This window comes from Weissella ceti (genome assembly GCF_018394055.1).
GTDB lineage: Bacteria > Bacillota > Bacilli > Lactobacillales > Lactobacillaceae > Weissella > Weissella ceti.
Map to the genome: position 1 here is coordinate 1,326,124 of NZ_CP074441.1, position 21,707 is coordinate 1,347,830.

Sequence of the window (21,707 nt, forward strand, 5' to 3'; positions counted from 1 at the left end):
TATTATAACATGCTTTCACTTTCTTTGTCAGCATCTTTTCGTGCTTGCTTTTCAAGTTTCTTGCGTGCACGTAATGCCTTAAAGAATGTTTTCAATTGTTGACTAGCGCGTTCTTCTTCAACCCCAGCATGGACAGTGACTTGATGGTTCAAGCGTTCGTCATCCAATAGATGGTACATTGAGCACACACCACCTGCCTTGGGATCAATTGCGCCAAAGTAGACATCAGTAATGCGCGTTTGTTGAATTAAACCGGCACACATAATACAGGGTTCAAGCGTCACAAATAATTGCGCATTGGGTAAACGCCATGAACCGGCTGCTGCATTTGCCTCACGCATGGCGATGAATTCTGCATGTAGGGTTGCATCTTGTTGGGTTTCGCGCAGGTTATGCCCACGGCCTATCACTTTACCATCTTGAACAATCACCGCTCCAATTGGTACTTCACCTAATGCTTCTGCTTTTTCTGCTTCAGCGAATGCTTCATTCATAAACATCGCCACTTGGGCGTCAGACAAACCAAACGTATCTTGTTGCAAATTAGACATTACGAACACTTTCAATGATGTAGTAACCCTTATCCTTTGAGATAGTTTGTGCGTTACCAAATGTTTCTTCCATCAAAGCCTTAGCTGATGGTGCTCCTTGCTTCTTTTGCAAAACAATTGTCAAAGTTCCCATTGGTTCCAAGTGATCAATGGCTTCGCTAATCATGCGCTTAACAATGTCCTTACCAGCACGTACAGGTGGATTGATCAAAATAGCAGCAAATGTTCCTTCAACGTTTGAGTAAACATCTGATTGCACAACCGTAATACGGTCAGCAACCTTATTCGCCTTAGCGTTCTTTTCAATCAAAGCTGCCGCACGTTCGTTGATTTCAGCCGCAACGAATTCACGTTCTGGCAATGTCTTGGCCAAACTGATCGCAACTGGACCGTATCCAGCTCCAAGATCCAAAATCTTACCAGCTGGCAAGTCTGTATCAAATGCATCTAGCATCGCACGTGTTCCATAGTCGACAGTGTGCTTTGAAAAGACCCCTGAATCTGTTGTGAAGCCTAGGTCATGCCCTAGCAATTCAAAGCGCCAGCTTTTTTCGTTATGTTCACCAGTAGGTGTTTGTGTATAGTAATGTTCAGTCATCTGTTTGCCTCTTTATCCGTATAATCGTTATCTCCTATTTTAGGTTATTTACGAGTAATTTAAAAGGTTAAGAAGTTTCCCCATCACACAGGGACATATCTTAGATAAAACCGATAGTTCACAGCCTATTTTTCGGACTCCCGTTTATAACGCCAATCATCTTGAAATAGAGCATATCGATACACATCTTCCCACTGACCTTGATGAAACACCTCTGCTTTAAATCGTGCTTCTTGTTGAAATCCATACGTTTCATACAGATGAATAGCTCTTTCATTATACGAAACAACTCTAAGAATCAATTTTCGTAAGTTCAATTGATTAAAGGCATATTCGACAATCAGATTTAAAGTTTCTTTACCAAATCCCCTATTACGATTTTCAGCATTCAGAATTCCTACAGAAATTTCACCTATTTGATTTTTGTGATCAATATCAGAAACACCAGCCATTCCGAGTAGTTTATCATCTTCTTTACCTCTCACAGTAAATTCAACTGCCTCATCATTGTTGGATGCTTCCTCAAATACTTTAATCCAGTCTTTTTCAGTAAACGGATGTATTGCTTGTATCGCAATCAAATCTAGAAATGTTTCATCCCATTGATCACGCGCAAAAATTGCACCATCTTCTTGTTTAAAATGTGATAGTTTAACTTTCTCACCAAAATACATACAAATCACCTCATGTTTAAATTAGACCTACTTCACGTACTTACCCAAGAAACCAGATACCGTACTTACATACTTCGCTTCATCATCTTGGTAAGCATCCATATGTCCAGCCCCAGGTACAACTAACTTTTCCTTTGGTCCATTTGATGCATTGTAAGCATCATCAACCATGTAAGTCGGCACGAACATGTCATCCCCACCATGGATGAACAACATTGGACGTGTGTTCTTTTCCAAGGCCTTAGCTGGCTTTACATCATCATATGAGTAACCTGCTAGTACTTGTGAGTAAACAGATAGAATGCTAGACATGGGATTGATAACTGACGCTGGTAACTTGTACATCTTTCCACCCTTAAAGGCTAGTTCTTCACGCAAGTCACTATATCCACAGTCTTCAATGTATGCCTTTACTTGCTTAGGTGGGTTCATCCCCGCCAATAGCATGGTTGTGGCCCCACCAAGTGATGTTCCATATACGACGATTTCTGTATCTTCACCGTGTTCAGCAATTAACTTATCAATCCATTCCAAGTAATCCTTGGCTTCTAGATAACCATAACCAATGTACTTACCATCTGACTTACCTGCTGAACGGTTGTCAGCTGACAAAACATTGTATCCTTGACGGTGCATTAGTTCTGAATAAGGCACCACCGCACGACGATCAACTGAGAAACCGTGGATAACAATCGCGATCTTCTTTGAAGGCTTATCGGCCTTCACATATTCACCACGGAGTGTTAATCCATCCTTCGTCTTCAATGAGACATCTTCCTTAGGTAATGCTTGCCAACGCATTTGTTCTTCATATAAAGGTTGTCCGGCAGTACGAACACCTGTATCTACGAAATCTTTATCTGAACGCACTTGCGCAACGTAAAACAGATATCCACTGATGGCTGTAACTAGCACAATCAGTCCAACTACTAGCCCGATTAAAATCTTCATATGCAATCTTCTTTCTATGGCGAAATGATTTATTTCGTTATTATTCATTAAAAAATGGTATGTATTACATTATTTACTATCTATAAGTTTAAAGCAACAACAAATTGTATATACCATATACTAATTTAAAAAGTTTATTTTTTGTAAGTATGCTAAACTAATAAACAATAACTTAGATTGGAGACTTATTAGATGACTTATTCTCAAAACTGGAATCTGGAAAACATTTATGCTGGTGGGGTTGATGGCCAAGACTTTCAATCAACACTAGCTGCTGTTGCAACAGATTTAAATGCTCTAAATACAGAAGTCGCACCAATGATTGAAATCCAAGATTTTGTCGCGATGGCTAACCGTCTACAAAAGTTAGACAGTACCTTACGTACATTAAACGTATTCGTTAACGCACTTACGTCTGCGGATTATACAAACCCTAAGTATCGCCCTTTCCAAAATAAATTAGATAACCTATCTGTGATGTATCAAAACATCCTAGATAATTACAGCCGTGCTTTAGCAACATTGGATGATGCCACATTCGCTGAATTCCAAGCACATGCAGATATTGTGCCCGTAGCGTTTTATGTAGCTGAATTACGTAAAAGCGCTGAACGTATGTTAGATCCACAAACAGAACAATTGATGAACCAATTGCAGCTAGATGGACTAACAGCGTGGTCAAGTCACTATGATACGATCTCAGCGACATTAGATATGCCATTCACGAAGCCTGATGGAACCACAGAAACTATCTCAGCTGGTCAAGCCCTGAATCTAGTGGACAGCCATCCTGATAATGATGTCCGTGCTCAATTGATGGACGGTTATGAGGAAATGTGGTCACAAGCAGATAGCTTGACTGCGGATACCTTGAATCACTTAGCTGGTTCACGTCTAACGAGCCAAAAGGCACATGGCTACACTGATTTCTTAGAAGAACCATTGGAAATCAACCGTATGTCTCGTCAAACGTTAGATACGATGTGGCAAGTCGTTGAAGATAACAAAGATATGTTCACGGCTTTCTTTGCCCGTAAAGCTGAACTTCTAAACCTAGATGGCTTTGGTTGGCAGGATCAAGTTGCTCCATTAACAAAGGTTGGTGACTTCGAACCAACTGAACAAAGCTATGATGAAATTGCTGATTTCATCGTCAAAAACTTCGGCCAATACTCACCAAAGATGGCTGAATTTGCTCAAATGGCATTGGACAAGCAATGGATTGAAGCCGAAGATCGTCCAGGTAAGCAACCTGGTGGTTGGATGGACTCATTACCCGATAACCACGAGTCACGTATCTTCATGACATTCACTGGTTCCGTCAATGATGCGTCTACCCTAGCCCACGAATTAGGGCATGCATTCCACTCAAGCGTCTTAACTGACCTGCCTGTTTGGCGTGATGCTTACGCAATGAACATCGCCGAAACAGCTTCAACGTTTGCAGAACTATTAATTGCTGATGCGAATATTGCGGCTGCGAAGACAGATGCCGAAAAAGTTGTCTTACTAGATGCTAAGATGACTAACCCGGTTTCAATGTTCATGAACATTCGCGCTCGTTACATTTTCGAACGTGCCTTCTACACAGAACGTGAACAAGGTTACGTCCCAGCAGAACGTCTAAACGAATTAATGGAAGAAGCGCAAAAGGAAGCCTTTAATAGCTTGTTAACGAAGACACATCCCCACTTCTGGTCTTCTAAGTTACACTTCTACATTGATAGCGTGCCATTCTACAACTTCCCATACACATTCGGTTACTTATTCAGTGCTGGGGTCTACGCCTGGGTTCAAACACAAGAGAACTTCGAAGAAGCTTACATTGCGTTGCTACGTGATTCTGCCCACATGTCAATTGAAGACTTGGCACAAAAGCATTTGAACGTTGATCTAACACAACCAGACTTCTGGCAAGCCGGTGCTGATCTAGTACAAGCTGATATCAACGAATTCTTACGTGTCTCAGAACAATTTGTAAAGTAACATTTAGCGTTCTTCGTTGATCTGAATAAATAAGAAAAGCCCCTACACATACGTGTAGGGGCTTTTCTGTTGTGCATGCACTAGTTGCTTAATAGATGGCTTGCAAGTTGTCTGCTGCGTATCACACAACTCATCTATTTACATGACTGTCTAGTGCTAACGGGTCTTCGATCACACTCTATCTTCTGGGGTGGTCCCAAATAAACTTTAAGGAGCGATGAGCACGCGATCTATAAAAAAACGACTTCTGGCTGTGTTGGTATGGACTGTTACAGCATTGTCTGTCACCAAAGTATGACCACGTATGTTTTTCATCTTGTATGCCCCCTTTAAATGGCTAACGTCGTATTCTACGACTTTATAAAAGCGCACCAAAGAGTCAATTTGTTGAAAATGAAAAAGTCAAAAATGTAAAAAAATAGTTTAATCACTGTACTACATTAATCAAAATAACGAAACAGATACAGAATAGCGTTCAACGCATAACTCTTCGGTTTAAATTCGGATACAGGGGATGAATAACACAAGATCATTTATTTGGTTCGATAGTCACTATATCAAGCTATGCCACGAAATCCTATAACAGTTTCATATCAAAAAATGGCGTATATAACACATATTTCTCTGATTGATTAGTTACGTCACCCTACTAACAATTCGAAACAGCGACGTGCCTCACCTTACGAAAAAACCGTCATTACCAAACGGTAATAACGGTTAACGGGCGATATAAATTGTTTCATCAATCAAATCGAACGATTTTAGTGACGTATTTAAGACATTCAATGGTGTTAGCTTAGTTTCTTGCCAAAAACGTTGTGAATTTGTGGCACCATTCTTTTCACCAATCACCAATAATTCCACGTTTGGAACATGTTCACGTATCCAAGATAAGACTTGCCAATCAATGGCATCTGTATCCGGTGCCCATGACATGATAATGACGTCTGACTCATAACCATGGCGCTCTAATGCTTTCATAGCGTCTTCATTCAGTACTTCTGTTACTGGTGGAATATGTTCACCTGGTTGATCTAACCACGCTTGATTATCCGTTGCGATAATTGTCCTATTAGGATTTAAAGCACGTAATCCTGCGGTTAAGTAGCCTTGTCCGGCCATCAACTCTAAGACACGACGTTCACCAATGTATGCATCTAATCCCATCATGAAGTCCTCATTAGGATAACTGTACATATCAAATGAACTAATCAATTCATCACGTAAGCTAGCCAACAATTCATCCAGTGCTTCTAAGGGATCAATTAAGGTTTCCCAATACACATTCCCCTTCTCTGGATTATTAGGATACTTCGCTAAAACATGCGCTTGCAGGAGCGCAACATCATTTTCAGTAATCGTCATGTCTGTAATTTTGGGTGGTAAAAAACCATTGTTAATCTGATTAATCACATGTTGTGTCGTTTCAATTTTTTGCTTGATATGTGGGACCTGGTTATAATGCGAAAAAAAATCAGCTAACGTCTGCGCGAAGGCAAGATCCGTTAGCTGACGTCCAGTCCCAAATTTAATTGGTTTAACTGTCATAATATTCCTTTTTAATTAGAACAAGTTTTCTTGGTGATTAATCTTCACATCTTCATCCGCAACCTTATTAACTGGGTTTAGGTATGAATTAACGTGTTGGAAGATATCAAAACGTTGTTGATCTGTTAGTGGCTTACCATTGAAGTCAATTTCTTTACCTGACAAGAATAGCAAAGATAAATCAGTCTTTTCAGAGCTTGCACGTCCTACTAGAAAGTCCATAGACACACTGAAAAAATCAGCTAGCTTGCAAACTTCAATATAAGAAGGTGAGCGGTCCCCACGTTCCCAATTTCCGATTTGTGCTGCTGTATTTGGTTTTTGCCCGGGATCTAATTGCTTGTTCATTTCATCCGCGAGATTTTCTAATGTGATACTTCGGCCTTTACGTAGTTCACGCAATCGATCTGGAAACATATCTTCTACACCTACTCACTATCTGGAAACTGCTCAAAAATAGATACTTACGTACTATTTTACCTAATCTATATCTAGAATACTAGACTTTTTGCTTAAAAAACTATCAATTCGTTACTTTTGCACCGCAATTAATACCACTACGTCAACTGTAATCGATGTCAAAGGTGTCGCTTCTGCCGCTGCTTGGGCTTCTGGACGCGCCCCCCAGTGTAATGGTGTCATATGCAACAATGATTGATAATCTTCCGCAGGGATATCCCATGTGTATGTCACTGGCACAGTTTGTGCATCAGGGTAAAATTCATGGAAACGATCCACCACCAATTGATTATCATATGTGTGCTTGCTTGAGCCTTCTGGATATAGCATTTCACGCAATTCACGTAGATATCCTGCCGCTGGAACAACCTTGACAATTAGTCCACCTGGCTTAACCACGCGCTTAAATTCATCGTATGCGCTTGGTGAGAAGAATTCAACGACTGCGTCAAAGACACCGGCATTAAATGGTAGACGCGCTAAGTCCGCCACCATAAATAATGCATCTGATTCTAGTTGCGTTGCTAAGTTGACCCCTGCCTTAGAGATATCAAACCCAATTCCAACATCACCCTGATTACGACCATTCAGCAACTTAACGAATGGTGTTCCTTCACCAGTTCCAACGTCTAAAACAGTTTGCGCTTCATTTGGCAATGCATCCGCAACAGCAGCCACAATTCCATCAAACAAACCATCTTGTAAGACTTGGCGACGATCAGTTAACATATCATCATCATATTCTGTATTTACAGCATGGTTCAAGAAGTTTAGGCTTCCCTTCTTGTTCACATCAATACTGTGGTTATTGGCACATACTAAGCTATGCCCTTCAACTGAAGCAAACGCTTCATGACATGTTGGACATTGGAATAGATGTAATTGTTCAGTTACAAATTGTGTACCACGTTCAATTTTCTTCATGTTTATCTCACTTTAATTTAGCCATTAAAAAAACCTTCTCATGACAAGAAGGTTTTAGTTATCTTTAATTATAAGGTTTGTAGACATTAAGTCAAATGTAGTGGCTCCATTGCATCACGATATAAGTCTTCAACCATTTCAGCGTCCATTGGCATGAAGGCCATACTCAAGTTTCCGTTTTCTACAGCTGCCTCTGCTATGGCCTTAAAGTGAACATCTGATGTAATACCAACTTCAGGTAGTGTAGCAGGGATGTTCATTTGCTTAATCCATTCTGCCGTCTTCTTAATACCCTCAATGGCCATTGTGTAGTCATCATCGCCAGTTACACCCCAAACTTGTTGGGCATAACGTGCAAACTTAGGCGCTGTATCATCATTCAACACCATCTTCATCCAGTGTGGTGTTAGAATTCCTAGCCCAACTGCGTGCGTGATGTCATAGTAAGCTGACAATTCGTGTTCAATTGGGTGCACTGACCATTCATCATCCTTACCTGTTCCAACTAGGCCGTTCAACGCTTGAGTTGATCCCCACATCAAGTTAGCACGAGCATCGTAATTCTTTGGTTCCGCAACCGCAATTGGTCCCCACTTAATTACTGAGCGTAGCATTCCTTCGATCATACCGTCTTGCACATCAGTTGCTAGCGCCTTATCAAAGTATTGTTCTAGCAAGTGTGACATGATATCCATGGCACCCGCTGATGTTTGGTAGGCAGATACTGAGTATGTCAAAGAAGGATCTTCAAATGAGACTGCTGGTGTATTGGGCCCAAACGTTGCCAACTTTTGGTGTGTTTCTGGGTTAGAGATAACAGAACCTGTGTTCATCTCTGTTCCAGTCGCAGCCAATGTCAAGATATCAACAACCGGTACTTGGTCAATCTCAAAACGTAGTTCTGAATCTAGTACCAAGTCCCATGCATCACCAATATAGTATTTGGCAGACGCAATTACCTTACTTGCATCAATAACAGATCCTCCACCAACAGCTAGAATGACATCTACATCTTCGGATTGTGCCAAAGCTTGTCCCTTACGAACTGAGTCAATCTTGGGATTAGGTTCCACACCAGCTAATTCAGTCACTTCAAAACCTTCTAATTGCGCCATAATTTGGTCATATACGCCACTAGTCTTAATAGAACCTCCACCATATACAAATAATACTCGTGGTCCAAATTGTGCCAATACTTCAGCTAATTCATTCCAAAAACGCTCTTCACCAAAACGAATTTCAGTTGAATTCCCATACGTAAACTCATTCATATTCAGTATCTCCTTTTATTCTCACTTAATTCTTCAAGTTTAAGCCGGCAATATCAAAGCATACTTAAAATAAGTGAGTTTTAAAATCAAAACCGAATTTATTTAAATAAAAAAAGAGCCCGTCCCTAAGGACGAGCTCTTTCATTAGTAATAACTAAGCCTAAGCTTAGTCAGTTACTTCTTGTTCTTGGTTCATTGAGTTTTCAATGTCAGCGATAGATGGCACCTTAGTAGCATCTTCGTTGTTTACAACTGGAGCACCGACAACTTCAGGTTGTACGGCTTGGTATTGCTTCATACCAGTTCCAGCAGGAATCAACTTACCGATAATAACATTTTCCTTCAATCCTACCAATGGGTCGTTCTTTCCACGAATAGCGGCGTCTGTAAGAACACGCGTTGTTTCTTGGAAGGAAGCGGCAGACAAGAATGAGTTTGTTTCCAATGAGGCCTTAGTAATACCTAGCAAGACTGGACGAGCAGTCGCTGGCAACTTACCTTCAACCAATGGCTTTTCGTTGGCTTCACGGAATTCCGCGATATCCATCAAAGTACCTGGCAACAAGTCAGTCTCACCTGGATCCATGACACGAACCTTACGGATCATTTGACGAGCCATAACTTCGATGTGCTTGTCAGAGATCTCAACACCTTGCATACGGTAAACCATTTGCACTTGGTCAACCAAGTAGTTTTCTGTAGCAAGTGTGTCACGAACTTCGATCATTTCCTTAGGATCAGCTGAACCTTCGTTCAAAGTTTCACCACGGTGGATCATATCCCCTTCAGCAACACGCATACGTGCAGCCATAGGCAATGTGTAAGTACGAGTATCAGTCTTACCTTCGATGGTAACTTCCTTCGTACGTTCCGCTGGGTTTTCTTCGATTGACTTAACTTCACCAGTAACCTCAGTAATCATCGCACGACCCTTAGGGTTACGTGCTTCAAAGATTTCTTGGACACGAGGAAGACCTTGCGTGATGTCGTTTCCGGCAACTCCACCCGTGTGGAAAGTACGCATTGTCAATTGTGTTCCAGGTTCTCCGATTGATTGAGCGGCGATAGTTCCGGCAGCTTCACCAACTTCAACGATATCTCCAGTAGCCATGTTACGACCGTAGTCTAGTACACAGACTCCGTGTTCAGTGTTACAAGTGAACGCTGAACGGATGTTAACTGAAGTAATACCCGCTTCGATGATTGCCTTAGCTTCTGCTTCTTCAATCATTTGGTTGTGGGCAACGATGACTTCACCAGTTTCAGGGTGAAGAACAGTCTTTTGTGCGAAACGTCCCAAGATACGGTCGTAAAGTGGTTCAATCACTTCGTTACCGTTCATGATAGCCGCAACATCCAAACCACGATCAGTTCCACAATCCATTTCACGAATGATAACGTCTTGCGCAACGTCAACCAGACGACGAGTCATGTAACCTGAGTCGGCAGTCTTCAAGGCCGTGTCGGTCATACCCTTACGAGCTCCGTGGGTTGAGAAGAACATTTCCAAAACGGATAGTCCTTCACGGAAATTGGCGATGATCGGCAATTCCATGATCTTTCCGTTAGGAGCGGCCATCAATCCACGCATTCCAGCAAGTTGTGAGAAGTTAGAGATGTTACCACGAGCTCCTGAATCTGACATCATGAAGATGTTGTTGTCCACTTCGAAGTGAGCAATAAGCTTTTCAGTGATATCATCCTTAGCGCGGTTCCAAATTTCGATAATACGTTCATAACGTTCATCATCTGTAATCAATCCACGACGGAATTGCTTTGTCACTGTCGCAACCTTTTCATGGGCTGCTTCAATGATTGCTGGCTTTTCCTTCAATTCAGTAACGTCGGCAACCCCAACAGTCAAACCTGACTTAGTTGAGTCTGCGTAACCAAGGTCCTTCATACGGTCCAATAGCAATGACGTTTCTGTAACCTTGTAGATCTTGTAGACTTCAGCGATGATGTCTGACAAGTAACCCTTCTTGAATGGTGGCAAGATAGCAGTATCTGCCAAGTATGCCTTCACGTCAGTTCCTGGTTCTAGGAAGAAACGATCGTCAATACCCTTCAAGTTGGCTTCTGTAGGTTCGTTCAAGTATGGGAAGTCAGTAGGCAAGATGTCGTTGAACAACAACTTACCAACACTTGTTACCATAATGCGTGAACGTTGTTCATCGGTAAATGGCTTTGACGCTGGGAATGATGATGTTTGAACTCCAACACGAGTGTGCCAGTGAACATAACCATTTTGCAAAGCAGTGCGGGCTTCGTTGATGTCCTTAAAGATCATCCCTTCACCTTCACGACCAGATTCTTCAGTAGTCAAGTAGTAGTTACCGATAACCATGTCTTGTGATGGCGCAACGATAGGCTTACCGTCCTTAGGTGCCAAGATGTGACCAGCGGCAAGCATTAGCAAACGTGCTTCAGCTTGAGCTTCATCTGACAAAGGAACGTGGATGGCCATTTGGTCTCCGTCGAAGTCGGCGTTGTACGCTTCAGTAACCAATGGGTGCAAACGCATTGCTTTACCTGAAACCAACACTGGTTCGAACGCTTGGATTCCAAGACGGTGAAGAGTTGGGGCACGGTTCAATAGAACTGGGTGTTCCTTGATAACGTCTTCCAACACGTCCATCACTTCATCATCACGACGGTCGATCTTACGCTTAGCGGCACGGATGTTTCCAGCCATTTCGCGTTCAACCAATTCCTTCATGATGAATGGACGGAACAATTCAACGGCCATTGGCACAGGCAATCCCATTTGGTTCATCTTCAAGAATGGACCAACGTCGATAACTGAACGTCCAGAGTAGTCAACACGCTTTCCAAGCAAGTTTTGACGGAAACGTCCTTGCTTACCCTTCAACATGTGTGACAAAGACTTCAACGGACGGTTACCAGGACCAGTAACGGGACGTCCACGACGACCGTTATCGACCAAAGCGTCGACCGCTTCTTGCAACATACGCTTTTCGTTTTGCACGATAATACCTGGGGCATTCAATTCTAGCAAACGCTTCAAACGGTTGTTACGGTTAATTACACGACGGTACAAGTCGTTCAAGTCAGAAGTCGCAAAACGACCACCTTCTAGTTGTACCATCGGACGCAAGTCAGGTGGGATAACTGGAATAACATCCATTACCATCCATTCAGGCTTGTTACCTGACTTAACGAAGGCTTCGATAATGTCCAAACGACGAACGGCACGAATACGCTTTTGACCAGTTGCTTCACGCAATTCAGCCTTCAATTGAGCGACTTCACCTTCAAGGTCAACATTGGCTAGCAATGCCTTGATGGCTTCCGCACCCATACCAGCCTTAAAGGCAGTACCGTATTGTTGCTTGTGTTCGCGGTATTCACGTTCTGACAACAATTGCTTTTCAACAAGTGGTGTGTCACCGGCATCAGTAACCACGTAAGAAGCGAAGTAAATGATCTCTTCTAGTGAACGTGGTGACATGTCCAAGACAAGACCCATACGTGATGGGATTCCCTTGAAGTACCAGATGTGTGAAACTGGAGCAGCCAATTCAATGTGCCCCATACGTTCGCGACGTACCTTTGCAGTAGTTACTTCAACACCACATCGGTCACAGACGATTCCCTTATAACGAATACGCTTGTACTTTCCACAGGCACATTCGTAATCCTTGGTAGGACCAAAGATTCGTTCATCAAACAATCCATCCTTTTCAGGCTTTAGTGTTCGATAATTGATAGTTTCGGGCTTCTTAACTTCACCATGTGACCAGCTGCGAATCTTGTTTGGACTTGCCAAACCGATTTGCATGCTTTCAAATTTATTGACATCAATCATTGGTTTACCCCTTTCATATCTTGTTCGCACTCATCGCTGCGTCTAGAAAGGCTAAACCTGCAATGACTAACCAACCGTAATTAATCAGTCATCACAGGCCTAGCTACTTGCTAGACCAGTCGATGTTTAAATGTTATTAATCTTCGCGTACTTCATTGATTTGGATAACGTCGTCAGCAACTTGTCCTTCGTCTTCACGATTGAACTTAGCTTCAACGGCCTTGTCAACAGAGTCAGTAGCCTTATCTAGGTTAACGACTTCGTTTTCCATGTCATCGTCCATGTCGCGCAATTCAATTTCTTCTGAATTTGCGTCAAGAACCTTCATGTCCAAACCAAGAGCTTGCAATTCCTTAACCAAGACACGGAATGATTCCGGAACACCTGGCTTAGGAATTTGTTCACCCTTAATGATTGCTTCGTATGTCTTAACACGTCCAACAACGTCGTCGGACTTGTATGTCAAGATTTCTTGCAATGTGTGAGCAGCCCCGTACGCTTCAAGGGCCCAAACTTCCATTTCACCGAAACGCTGTCCACCGAATTGAGCTTTACCACCCAATGGTTGTTGCGTAACAAGTGAGTAAGGTCCGATTGAACGGGCGTGGATCTTGTCTTCCGCCATGTGGGCTAGCTTCATGTAGTGCATGATACCAACCGCAACACGCTTGTCGAAGGCTTCACCAGTACGTCCGTCGTAAAGTACGCTCTTACCGTCAGCTGGCAATCCAGCTTCCTTAATAGCATCCCAGATATCTGAGTCACGAGCCCCGTCAAAGACAGGAGAAGCAACGTGGATACCTAGTTCACGAGCAGCCATACCCAAGTGCAATTCAAGCACTTGACCGATATTCATACGAGAAGGCACACCCATGGGTGAAAGCATGATATCAACTGGAGTTCCGTCTGGCATGTATGGCATGTCTTCAGAAGGCACGATAACTGAAACCGTACCCTTGTTTCCGTGACGTCCCGCCATCTTGTCACCAACTTGGATCTTACGACGTTGTGCAATGTATACACGAACCATCATGTTAACCCCTGGTGCCAATTCATCACCGTTTTCACGAGTGAAGATACGAACGTCTTGAACCACACCACCACCACCGTGTGGCACCTTCAATGAAGTATCGCGAACTTCGCGAGCCTTTTCACCGAAGATGGCGTGCAACAAGCGTTCTTCAGCTGACAATTCAGTAACACCCTTAGGTGTAACCTTACCAACCAAGATGTCGCCATCATCAACTTCAGCCCCGACGCGGATAATTCCACGGTCGTCCAAGTTCTTCAATTGTTCTTCCCCAGTGTTAGGGATTTCACGAGTGAATTCTTCAGGGCCAAGCTTTGTGTCACGAGCTTCTGATTCGTATTCTTCAATGTGAATTGACGTGTACACGTCATCACGAATCAAACGTTCGTTAATGATGATGGCATCTTCAAAGTTGTATCCTTGCCATGTCATGAAGGCGATCAATGGGTTTTGTCCCAAGGCCAATTCACCTTGTTCCATTGATGGTCCATCAGCCAAAACGTCATCTACGTCGATGATGTCGCCAACCTTAACGATTGGACGTTGGTTGTAGTTCTTACCAGCGTTTGAACGACGGAACTTCATTAGCTTGTACTTGTCCAATGAACCGTCATCGCGACGAACGCGGATTTCGCGTCCATCAACGTATTCAACTACACCAGCAAACTTCGCGATGATCGCAACACCGGCGTCGTGGGCTGCCTTGTATTCAATCCCAGTACCAATCAATGGTGAATGTGGATCAATCAAAGGAACAGCTTGACGTTGCATGTTGGCACCCATCAAGGCACGGTTTGAGTCGTCGTTTTCCAAGAAAGGAATAGCCGCAGTGGCAACCGCAACGATTTGCTTAGGAGAAACGTCCATGTAGTCGACTTGGTCGATTGGCACTTCGATGTTGTCGTGTCCCTTACGGGCCAAAACAGTATCAGTTGTAAATGAACCATCATCGTTCAAGACAGAGTTACCTTGCGCAACAACGAAGTTATCTTCTTCGTCGGCCATTAGGTAGTCAGTCTTTTCTGTAACCTTGTGTGTGTCCCATGAGACACGACGGTAAGGTGTTTCGATGAATCCGTAACGGTTAACACGAGCGTATGTGGCCAATGAGTTGATCAACCCGATGTTAGGTCCTTCAGGTGTTTCGATTGGGTCCATACGTCCATAGTGAGTATAGTGAACGTCTCGGACTTCATATCCGGCACGGTCACGTGTCAAACCACCAGGTCCAAGGGCTGAAAGACGACGCTTGTTAGTCAATTCACCCAATGGGTTTGTTTGGTCCATGAATTGTGACAATTGTGAAGATCCGAAGAATTCCTTAACAGCCGCAACAACTGGACGAATGTTGATCAATTGTTGTGGTGTTACAGTATCAGGATCTTGAATTGACATACGTTCGCGAACCACACGTTCCATACGGCTCAAACCAATACGGAATGTGTTTTGCAACAATTCACCAACACGACGAACACGACGGTTTCCCAAGTGATCGATGTCATCAGTTTGACCGATGTTCAATTGTAGGTTCAAGAAGTAGTTCATTCCGGCGATGATGTCGGCTGTCTTAACAGTACGAACAGTTTCGTCGAAGTGACCGTTTCCGATCATAGGCACAACAGCTTCAGGATCTGAAGGGTCTTGAACTAGGATACGTTGCAAGACAACAGGTTCTGTAACAATCGCATCTTCTGATGGCATGTGTGTTTCTGTCTTAAAGTCATCACGATCAAGGAATGGTGCCAAGACACTCATAACCTTCTTGTCGATCAATGTTCCCTTTTCGAACAACACTTCACCAGTTTCAGGATCTGCCAAAGTTTCACCCAAAGTCATACCCATCAAACGTGTCTTCAATGACAACTTCTTGTTGATCTTGTAACGACCAACTGGTGCCAAATCGTAACGACGTGGGTCGAAGAATCGAGCTGTCAACAATGAACGAGCTGATTCTGCAGTCTTAGGTTCTCCTGGACGCAAACGGTCGTAAATGTCCTTCAAGGCTTCTTCAACTCGAGAGTCGTTAACATCCTTGTGAACATCCTTGTCCAAAGTCAATCCTAGAGAGTCATAGTTTGATCCCAAGATTTCCAAGATTTCAGTGTCTGAACCGAAACCTAGGGCACGAACCAATTCAGTCATTGGCAACTTACGTGTACGGTCGATACGTACGTAGTCCAATCCCTTAGCATCTGTTTCGAATTCCATCCAAGCACCACGGCTAGGAATGAAAGTAGTTCCGTAAACAGGACGTCCGTTCTTGTCAGCTGCTTCGTTGTAGTACACACCAGGTGAACGTACAAGTTGTGAAACGATAACACGTTCCGCACCGTTGATGATGAACGTACCTTGTTCTGTCATCAATGGGAAATCACCAAAGAATACATCTTGAGACTTGATCTCACCAGTTTCTTTGTTTGTTAGACGCAACGTAACGTGCAATGGTGCTGAATAATTCGCATCATGGTCACGTGCTTCTTCTACTGTGTACTTAGGCTCCATAAGCTTATAGTCCACAAATTCCAATGACAACTTATCTTGGAAATCTTCAATTGGCAAAATGTCTGTAAACATTTCACGCAATCCTTCATCCAAGAACCAGTTGTATGAATCCGTTTGGATTTCAATCAAGTTTGGCAAATCAAGGACTTCCTTAATTCGCGCGTAACTACGACGAACACGGTGTTTACCGTATTTAACTAGTGTTCCTACCAAGTCTTCCACCTCGCTTCATATTTGCCAATTGCACATTACAATCTCTTTACAATTTGATTACATTTCATAAAAAAACTGGTTTTTAAGTACAAAAAAGACAAAAGCATCTTCATTTCAAAAAATGCTCCTGTCTTTGATATATAGGTATTTAGGGACAATATTTCCTAGCAACCATCTTTTTTGCACAATTAAACGTATACACAATTATACGCAAAAAGTAACTAAAATTCAAGCCCCCTTACATCCCCATTCAATCAGGCTTTTATGAAGGGACGGCTATTTTTTCAACATCTTTGTAAGTCAAAGTAATCTTACCTTGCTTTGCACCTACAACAACTTGCTTATCTTCTGTTAACTCACCCGCCAACAATGCTTCGGCCAACTTATCTTCAACTTGCGTTTGCAAAGCTCGACGAATTGGACGTGCACCATATTCAGGATCAAAGCCAGCTTCAGCCACCACATCAATCGCAGCTGGTGTCAACTTAGCGTGGATACCACGTTCAGCCAAACGCGCAATGACGTCATTAGACATCAACTTCACGATTTCGTGTAGTTCTGGCTTAGTTAGTGAGTGGAAGACAACACTTTCATCCAAACGGTTAATGAACTCTGGTCGAAACGCATCCTTCAAAGTTGCTTGAACCAACGCCTTCATTGCTTCGTAATCATCCGCAGATGATGTTGAACCAAATCCAACCTTCTTTTCGTCACGTAGACGTGTTGCACCTAAGTTAGATGTCATGATGATAATCGTGTTACGGAAATCAACCTTACGACCCTTAGCATCTGTTAGGTACCCATCATCAAACACTTGCAACATCAAGTTGTAAATATCTGGGTGGGCCTTTTCCGCTTCATCCAATAGTAGCACTGAGTATGGTTGACGACGTACTTGTTCAGTCAATTGTCCACCTTCATCGTATCCCACGTAACCAGGCGCTGAACCAACTAGACGACTAGCTGTGTGTGCTTCACGGTATTCAGACATATCGACACGAATCATGTTCTCTTCAGAACCAAATACAGTCGCAGCCAGCGCCTTAGCCAACTCAGTCTTACCTGTTCCAGTAGGTCCTAAGAACATAAATGTCCCGATTGGACGGTTTGGATTCTTCAATCCAGAACGACTACGACGAATAGCACGAGCAACTGCAGATACAGCTTCATCTTGTCCGATAACGCGCTTATGCAAGTCTTCTTCTAAGTGTAGCAAACGTGTTTGTTCATCCGTCGCCATTTCAGCCAATGGAATCCCTGTTTGTTCAGCTAACAACTTCGTAATATCTGCTTCATCGACTGACATCGCATAAACCGGCGCCACATTTGCATGTACTTGTTCATACGCATCCAACGCAGCACGTTGGGCCATTTCTGCATGACGCAGGTTCGCAGCTGCTTCAAAGTCCAAAGCCGCAATGGCTTCTTCCTTTTCAACTTGTAATTGACGTAAAGCGTCTTGTAGCTTGGCGTGTTCTGTTGGTTCAGCAACACCCGTAATACGCACCTTAGCGGCCGCTTCATCCATTAGGTCAATGGCCTTGTCAGGCAAGAAACGATCCGTTAGGTAACGGCTAGATAGCTTTACCGCTGCTTGAATAGCATTGTCTGTAATCGCAACTTGGTGGAACTTTTCATAACGCGGCTTCAAACCTTCAAGAATCGCAATCGCTTCTTCTTGGGTAGGTTCTTCAACCATCACCTTAGCGAAACGACGTTCTAACGCCGCATCAGCTTCAATGTACTTTTGGTATTCATCTAATGTCGTTGCCCCAATTGTTTGTAGTTCACCACGGGCCAAGGCTGGCTTCAAGATGTTAGCTGCATCGATGGCACCTTCAGCGCCACCAGCACCAATCAATGTGTGCAATTCATCAATAAACAAAATAACATCTTGTTCTTGTTGAATTTCATCCACAATGTTCTTCAAACGATCTTCGAATTCACCACGGAACTTAGTCCCCGCAATCAAAGATCCCATATCCAACATCATTAGACGCTTATGTGCCAAATCGTGTGGGACGTTACCAGCCACGATGCGTTGGGCTAATCCTTCCGCAATCGCAGTCTTACCAACCCCAGGTTCTCCAACCAAGACAGGATTGTTCTTAGAACGACGTGCCAAGATTTGAATCGCACGTTGCACTTCTGCATCACGACCAATCACCGGATCCATCTTTTGATCACGTGCTTGTTGCGTTAGGTCCTTAGCCAAAGAATCTAGCAAAGGCGTCCCTTCAACAGGTTCCTTTTGTTGGTTACGGCGACGCTTGTCACCCTTCTTGTTCGCCTTAGTTTGTGGGTCAAAACCAGTCTTTTGAATAATTGCATGACGCAAGTCACTCAAGTTAACTTCTAAGGCCGCCAAAATACGTGAGGCCAAAATTGTTTCATCTGAAATCAATGCCAACAAAATGTGCTCTGTCCCAATTTGCTTTTGTTCAGCTAACTTAGCTTGCTCAGCAGCTTGGTTCAAAACCGTTTGCACCTTAGGTGAATAAGGTAGGTAACTACTATTAAAGTCACGAGCTAAGTTTCCATAGCCGGTGAATTGTTCAATTTCTTCACGTACCGCCGCTTCGTTGACAAAGAATTGTGCCAATACCTTACCAGCGATACTGTTATGTTCTAGTACTAATGCTAATAGAACGTGTTCTGTCCCCACCGCTTGGTGTTGGAAACGCTTGGCTTGTTCTTGCGCTAACGTTAGAACATTTTTCGCGCTATCTGTATATTGTTTTTCCATACTTAGTCACGCTCACTTTCAAATTTTAATCGATTCAATAATTGATGTAATAAACGGGCACGAAGACGATTTTCTGCAGTCATCCCTGTTACTGCCAGCGCATCTTTATCAAACAAAGTACGCATCAGCATCGCTTCATGTTCAGTGATCAAACTATCCCGCACTAAGCACCCTAAAACCGCTTCTGCTTGCTGGATCGTCACGACTTGACCTACTTGTTCGATCAAGTCGTCAAAGCGTTCAGACTCTTGTTTAAGATGTACACGTTCAATCCGAATAAAACCACGACCACCACGTTTAGAAACAACGACATAGCCATTCTGCAAAGAGAAACGGCTTCGCATCACATAATTAATTTGAGATGGTACAACATCGAACTTTTCAGCTAAAGCTGAACGATTCAATTCAATCTGATCTGATTCTGACAACAAACTCTTGAGATAAGCTTCAATTTGATCTGAAATATTGTTCATCATTGTCCCTCCCGCTTTTGTTGTCCAAAATTATACGCCAACTCATTTACTAATGTCAATAATAGTCAAAGTCTGAAAAGGCGACAAAAAAACGACCAAGTAAACTTGATCGTTTTTTAAGAATGCACCTAGCAGGAGTCGAACCTGCAACCTTCTGATTCGTAGTCAGACACTCTATCCAATTGCGCTATAGGTGCATATTATTAATTTTTTTAATTTGAGAGATATACTCCCAAATGCCGACTACTGGATTCGAACCAGCGACCCCTTCATTACTAGTGAAGTGCTCTGCCAGCTGAGCTAAGTCGGCAAATGCGGATGACAGGAATCGAACCTGCACGCCCGAAGGCACTGGAACCTAAATCCAGCGCGTCTGCCAGTTCCGCCACATCCGCATACGCTTTTTGTCTCATCTACCTGAGACAACTTATTAATCATATCAAGCTCAGCAACTTTTGTCAACGTTTCTTTCGAAATATTTTTTAAAAGTTTTTCGAACCAGGTGGCTAAGTTGTTTCCCCCTTAGCACTTAACCTATAATACACACCTCTTTTTGTTTATGCAACCCTTTTTTGATAAAAAAACAGCAATTATCTAAGATAATTGCTGTTTTAATCACTTTTATTCTATTTTTAGTCGTTTTCAGTTGTTTTAACTGGGTATATGACTAGATTTGGTCTTCAGGAACAATCTTTTCGGCCCCAAAGTAAGGTACTAATGCAGTTGGAATAGTAACTGTTCCATCTTCATTTTGGTAGTTTTCCAAAATAGCTGCTACTGTACGACCAACCGCAAGTCCAGATCCGTTCAATGTGTGAGCAAATTGCAGCTTTCCATCTTCGTCACGGTATTGAATACGTGCACGACGAGCTTGGAAGTTTTCTGTGTTAGATACAGAAGAAATTTCACGGTATAGTTCTTGTTCTGGCATCCAGACTTCCAAGTCATATGTCTTGGCTGCTGAGAATCCCATGTCTCCTGTAGACAAAGTCAAGACGTGGTATGGTAATTCTAGCTTTTGCAAGATGTTTTCTGCATCAGTAACCATTTGTTCCAATGCATCGTATGATTCGTCTGCCTTAGCAAACTTAACCATTTCAACCTTGTTGAATTGGTGCATACGGATTAGTCCACGTGTGTCACGTCCTGCTGAACCAGCTTCTTGACGGAATGATGGTGAAACAGCAGTCAATGAGATTGGCAACTTTTCAGCGTCCAAGATTTCTTCACGGTAGAAGTTAGTCAAAGGCACTTCCGCAGTTGGGATCAAAGTCATACCTTCGTCACCCTTCATACGGTAAGCATCTTCTTCAAACTTAGGATATTGACCAGTTCCAAACATAGCAGCGTCCTTAACCATGTATGGTGTGATCATTTCCTTGTAACCTTCTTGTTGGTGTTGATCCAACATGAAGTTGTACACGGCACGTTCTAGACGAGCACCTTGACCTACATAATAGACAAAACGCGCACCAGAAACCTTAGCTCCACGTTCCCAGTCCAAAATTCCTAGGTCTTCACCAAGTTCGTAGTGGGCCTTTGGCTTGAAGTCGAATTGACGAACTTCACCAATCGTACGTTCCAAACGGTTCGCTTCTTCATCAGCTCCTACAGGGATTCCTGGGTTTGGCAAGTTAGGTAGCATCAACATACGGTTTTCGATTGCTGATTCTAGCGCTGTAACTTGTTCATCCAATTCACGAATTTCAGCTGAGACAGCTTGCATTTCTGCAATTGTTTCAGAAGCATCTTCCTTGTTACGCTTCTTTTGTCCAATTTCATCAGACACAGTGTTACGGCGTGCCTTCAATTCTTCAACGCGGACCAACAAGTCACGACGCTTAACGTCATCAGCCAAGATAGCGTCGATAGTTGCCCCATCAACTCCACGAGTTGCCAAACGTTCCTTTACTTCTTCTGCGTTACTACGCATCAACTTAATATCAATCATG

The 21,707-nt window shown here is 42.9% G+C and carries 14 protein-coding genes and 3 tRNA genes; 1 reads left to right on the forward strand and 16 read right to left on the reverse strand.

Going from position 1 to position 21,707, the window contains the following annotated elements:
* Positions 1–2: 2 nt before the first annotated feature.
* The 4 genes from KHQ31_RS06980 to KHQ31_RS06995 form a co-directional block, all read right to left on the reverse strand.
* Positions 3–551, reverse strand: coding sequence for a nucleoside deaminase (locus KHQ31_RS06980; RefSeq protein WP_213408859.1), 549 nt, complete (start codon positions 549–551; stop codon positions 3–5).
* Positions 544–1,149, reverse strand: a complete 606-nt coding sequence (locus tag KHQ31_RS06985) for a class I SAM-dependent methyltransferase (protein WP_213408860.1) — start codon at positions 1,147–1,149, stop codon at positions 544–546. Before KHQ31_RS06985 ends, KHQ31_RS06980 begins: the two co-directional genes overlap by 8 nt.
* 125 nt (positions 1,150–1,274) lie before the next feature.
* Positions 1,275–1,823 carry a GNAT family N-acetyltransferase gene (locus KHQ31_RS06990; protein ID WP_213408861.1) on the reverse strand — a complete coding sequence of 183 codons (549 nt, stop codon included), beginning with the start codon at positions 1,821–1,823 and terminating at the stop codon, positions 1,275–1,277.
* A gap of 27 nt (positions 1,824–1,850) precedes the next feature.
* A complete protein-coding gene (locus tag KHQ31_RS06995; protein WP_213408862.1) occupies positions 1,851–2,774 on the reverse strand; it encodes an alpha/beta hydrolase in 924 nt (307 codons plus the stop codon).
* 192 nt (positions 2,775–2,966) lie between these two features.
* Here KHQ31_RS06995 and KHQ31_RS07000 point away from each other — a divergent pair, with 192 nt between their 5' ends.
* Positions 2,967–4,760 (forward strand): M3 family oligoendopeptidase, encoded by a 1,794-nt coding sequence (locus KHQ31_RS07000; protein WP_213408863.1) that lies wholly within the window; start codon positions 2,967–2,969, stop codon positions 4,758–4,760.
* Positions 4,761–5,477: 717 nt separating this feature from the next.
* On the opposite strand, the gene KHQ31_RS07005 is transcribed toward KHQ31_RS07000, so the two are convergent.
* The 12 genes from KHQ31_RS07005 to serS all read right to left on the reverse strand — a co-directional run bounded on the left by KHQ31_RS07005 (position 5,478) and on the right by serS (position 21,706).
* Positions 5,478–6,308, reverse strand: a complete 831-nt coding sequence (locus KHQ31_RS07005; RefSeq protein ID WP_213408864.1) for a class I SAM-dependent methyltransferase — start codon at positions 6,306–6,308, stop codon at positions 5,478–5,480.
* Between the two features lie 15 nt (positions 6,309–6,323).
* Positions 6,324–6,725: a helix-turn-helix domain-containing protein gene (locus KHQ31_RS07010; RefSeq protein ID WP_213408865.1), complete on the reverse strand. Its 402-nt coding sequence runs from the start codon at positions 6,723–6,725 to the stop codon at positions 6,324–6,326.
* Between the two features lie 114 nt (positions 6,726–6,839).
* Entirely contained in the window at positions 6,840–7,691 is an 852-nt protein-coding gene (locus KHQ31_RS07015; RefSeq protein WP_213408866.1) for a methyltransferase domain-containing protein, read from the reverse strand.
* Between the two features lie 86 nt (positions 7,692–7,777).
* Positions 7,778–8,962 (reverse strand): iron-containing alcohol dehydrogenase, encoded by a 1,185-nt coding sequence (locus KHQ31_RS07020; RefSeq protein WP_213408867.1) that lies wholly within the window; start codon positions 8,960–8,962, stop codon positions 7,778–7,780.
* A 166-nt stretch (positions 8,963–9,128) separates the two neighbouring features.
* Entirely contained in the window at positions 9,129–12,791 is a 3,663-nt protein-coding gene (rpoC, locus tag KHQ31_RS07025) for a DNA-directed RNA polymerase subunit beta' (protein ID WP_213408868.1), read from the reverse strand.
* Positions 12,792–12,927: 136 nt separating this feature from the next.
* Positions 12,928–16,536, reverse strand: coding sequence for a DNA-directed RNA polymerase subunit beta (gene rpoB, locus KHQ31_RS07030; protein WP_213408869.1), 3,609 nt, complete (start codon positions 16,534–16,536; stop codon positions 12,928–12,930).
* 262 nt (positions 16,537–16,798) lie between these two features.
* Positions 16,799–19,282: an ATP-dependent Clp protease ATP-binding subunit gene (locus KHQ31_RS07035; protein ID WP_213408870.1), complete on the reverse strand. Its 2,484-nt coding sequence runs from the start codon at positions 19,280–19,282 to the stop codon at positions 16,799–16,801.
* Positions 19,283–19,284: 2 nt separating this feature from the next.
* Entirely contained in the window at positions 19,285–19,758 is a 474-nt protein-coding gene (locus KHQ31_RS07040; RefSeq protein ID WP_213408871.1) for a CtsR family transcriptional regulator, read from the reverse strand.
* 120 nt (positions 19,759–19,878) lie between these two features.
* Positions 19,879–19,952, reverse strand: a tRNA-Arg gene (locus tag KHQ31_RS07045).
* A gap of 40 nt (positions 19,953–19,992) precedes the next feature.
* Positions 19,993–20,065, reverse strand: a tRNA-Thr gene (locus KHQ31_RS07050).
* Positions 20,066–20,068: 3 nt separating this feature from the next.
* Positions 20,069–20,150: transfer RNA gene (locus KHQ31_RS07055), tRNA-Leu, on the reverse strand.
* Positions 20,151–20,422: 272 nt separating this feature from the next.
* The gene (gene serS, locus KHQ31_RS07060; RefSeq protein ID WP_213408872.1) at positions 20,423–21,706 is read right to left on the reverse strand and encodes a serine--tRNA ligase; all 1,284 of its coding nucleotides are present in this window, start codon (positions 21,704–21,706) and stop codon (positions 20,423–20,425) included.
* Between the last annotated feature and the right edge of the window lies 1 nt (position 21,707).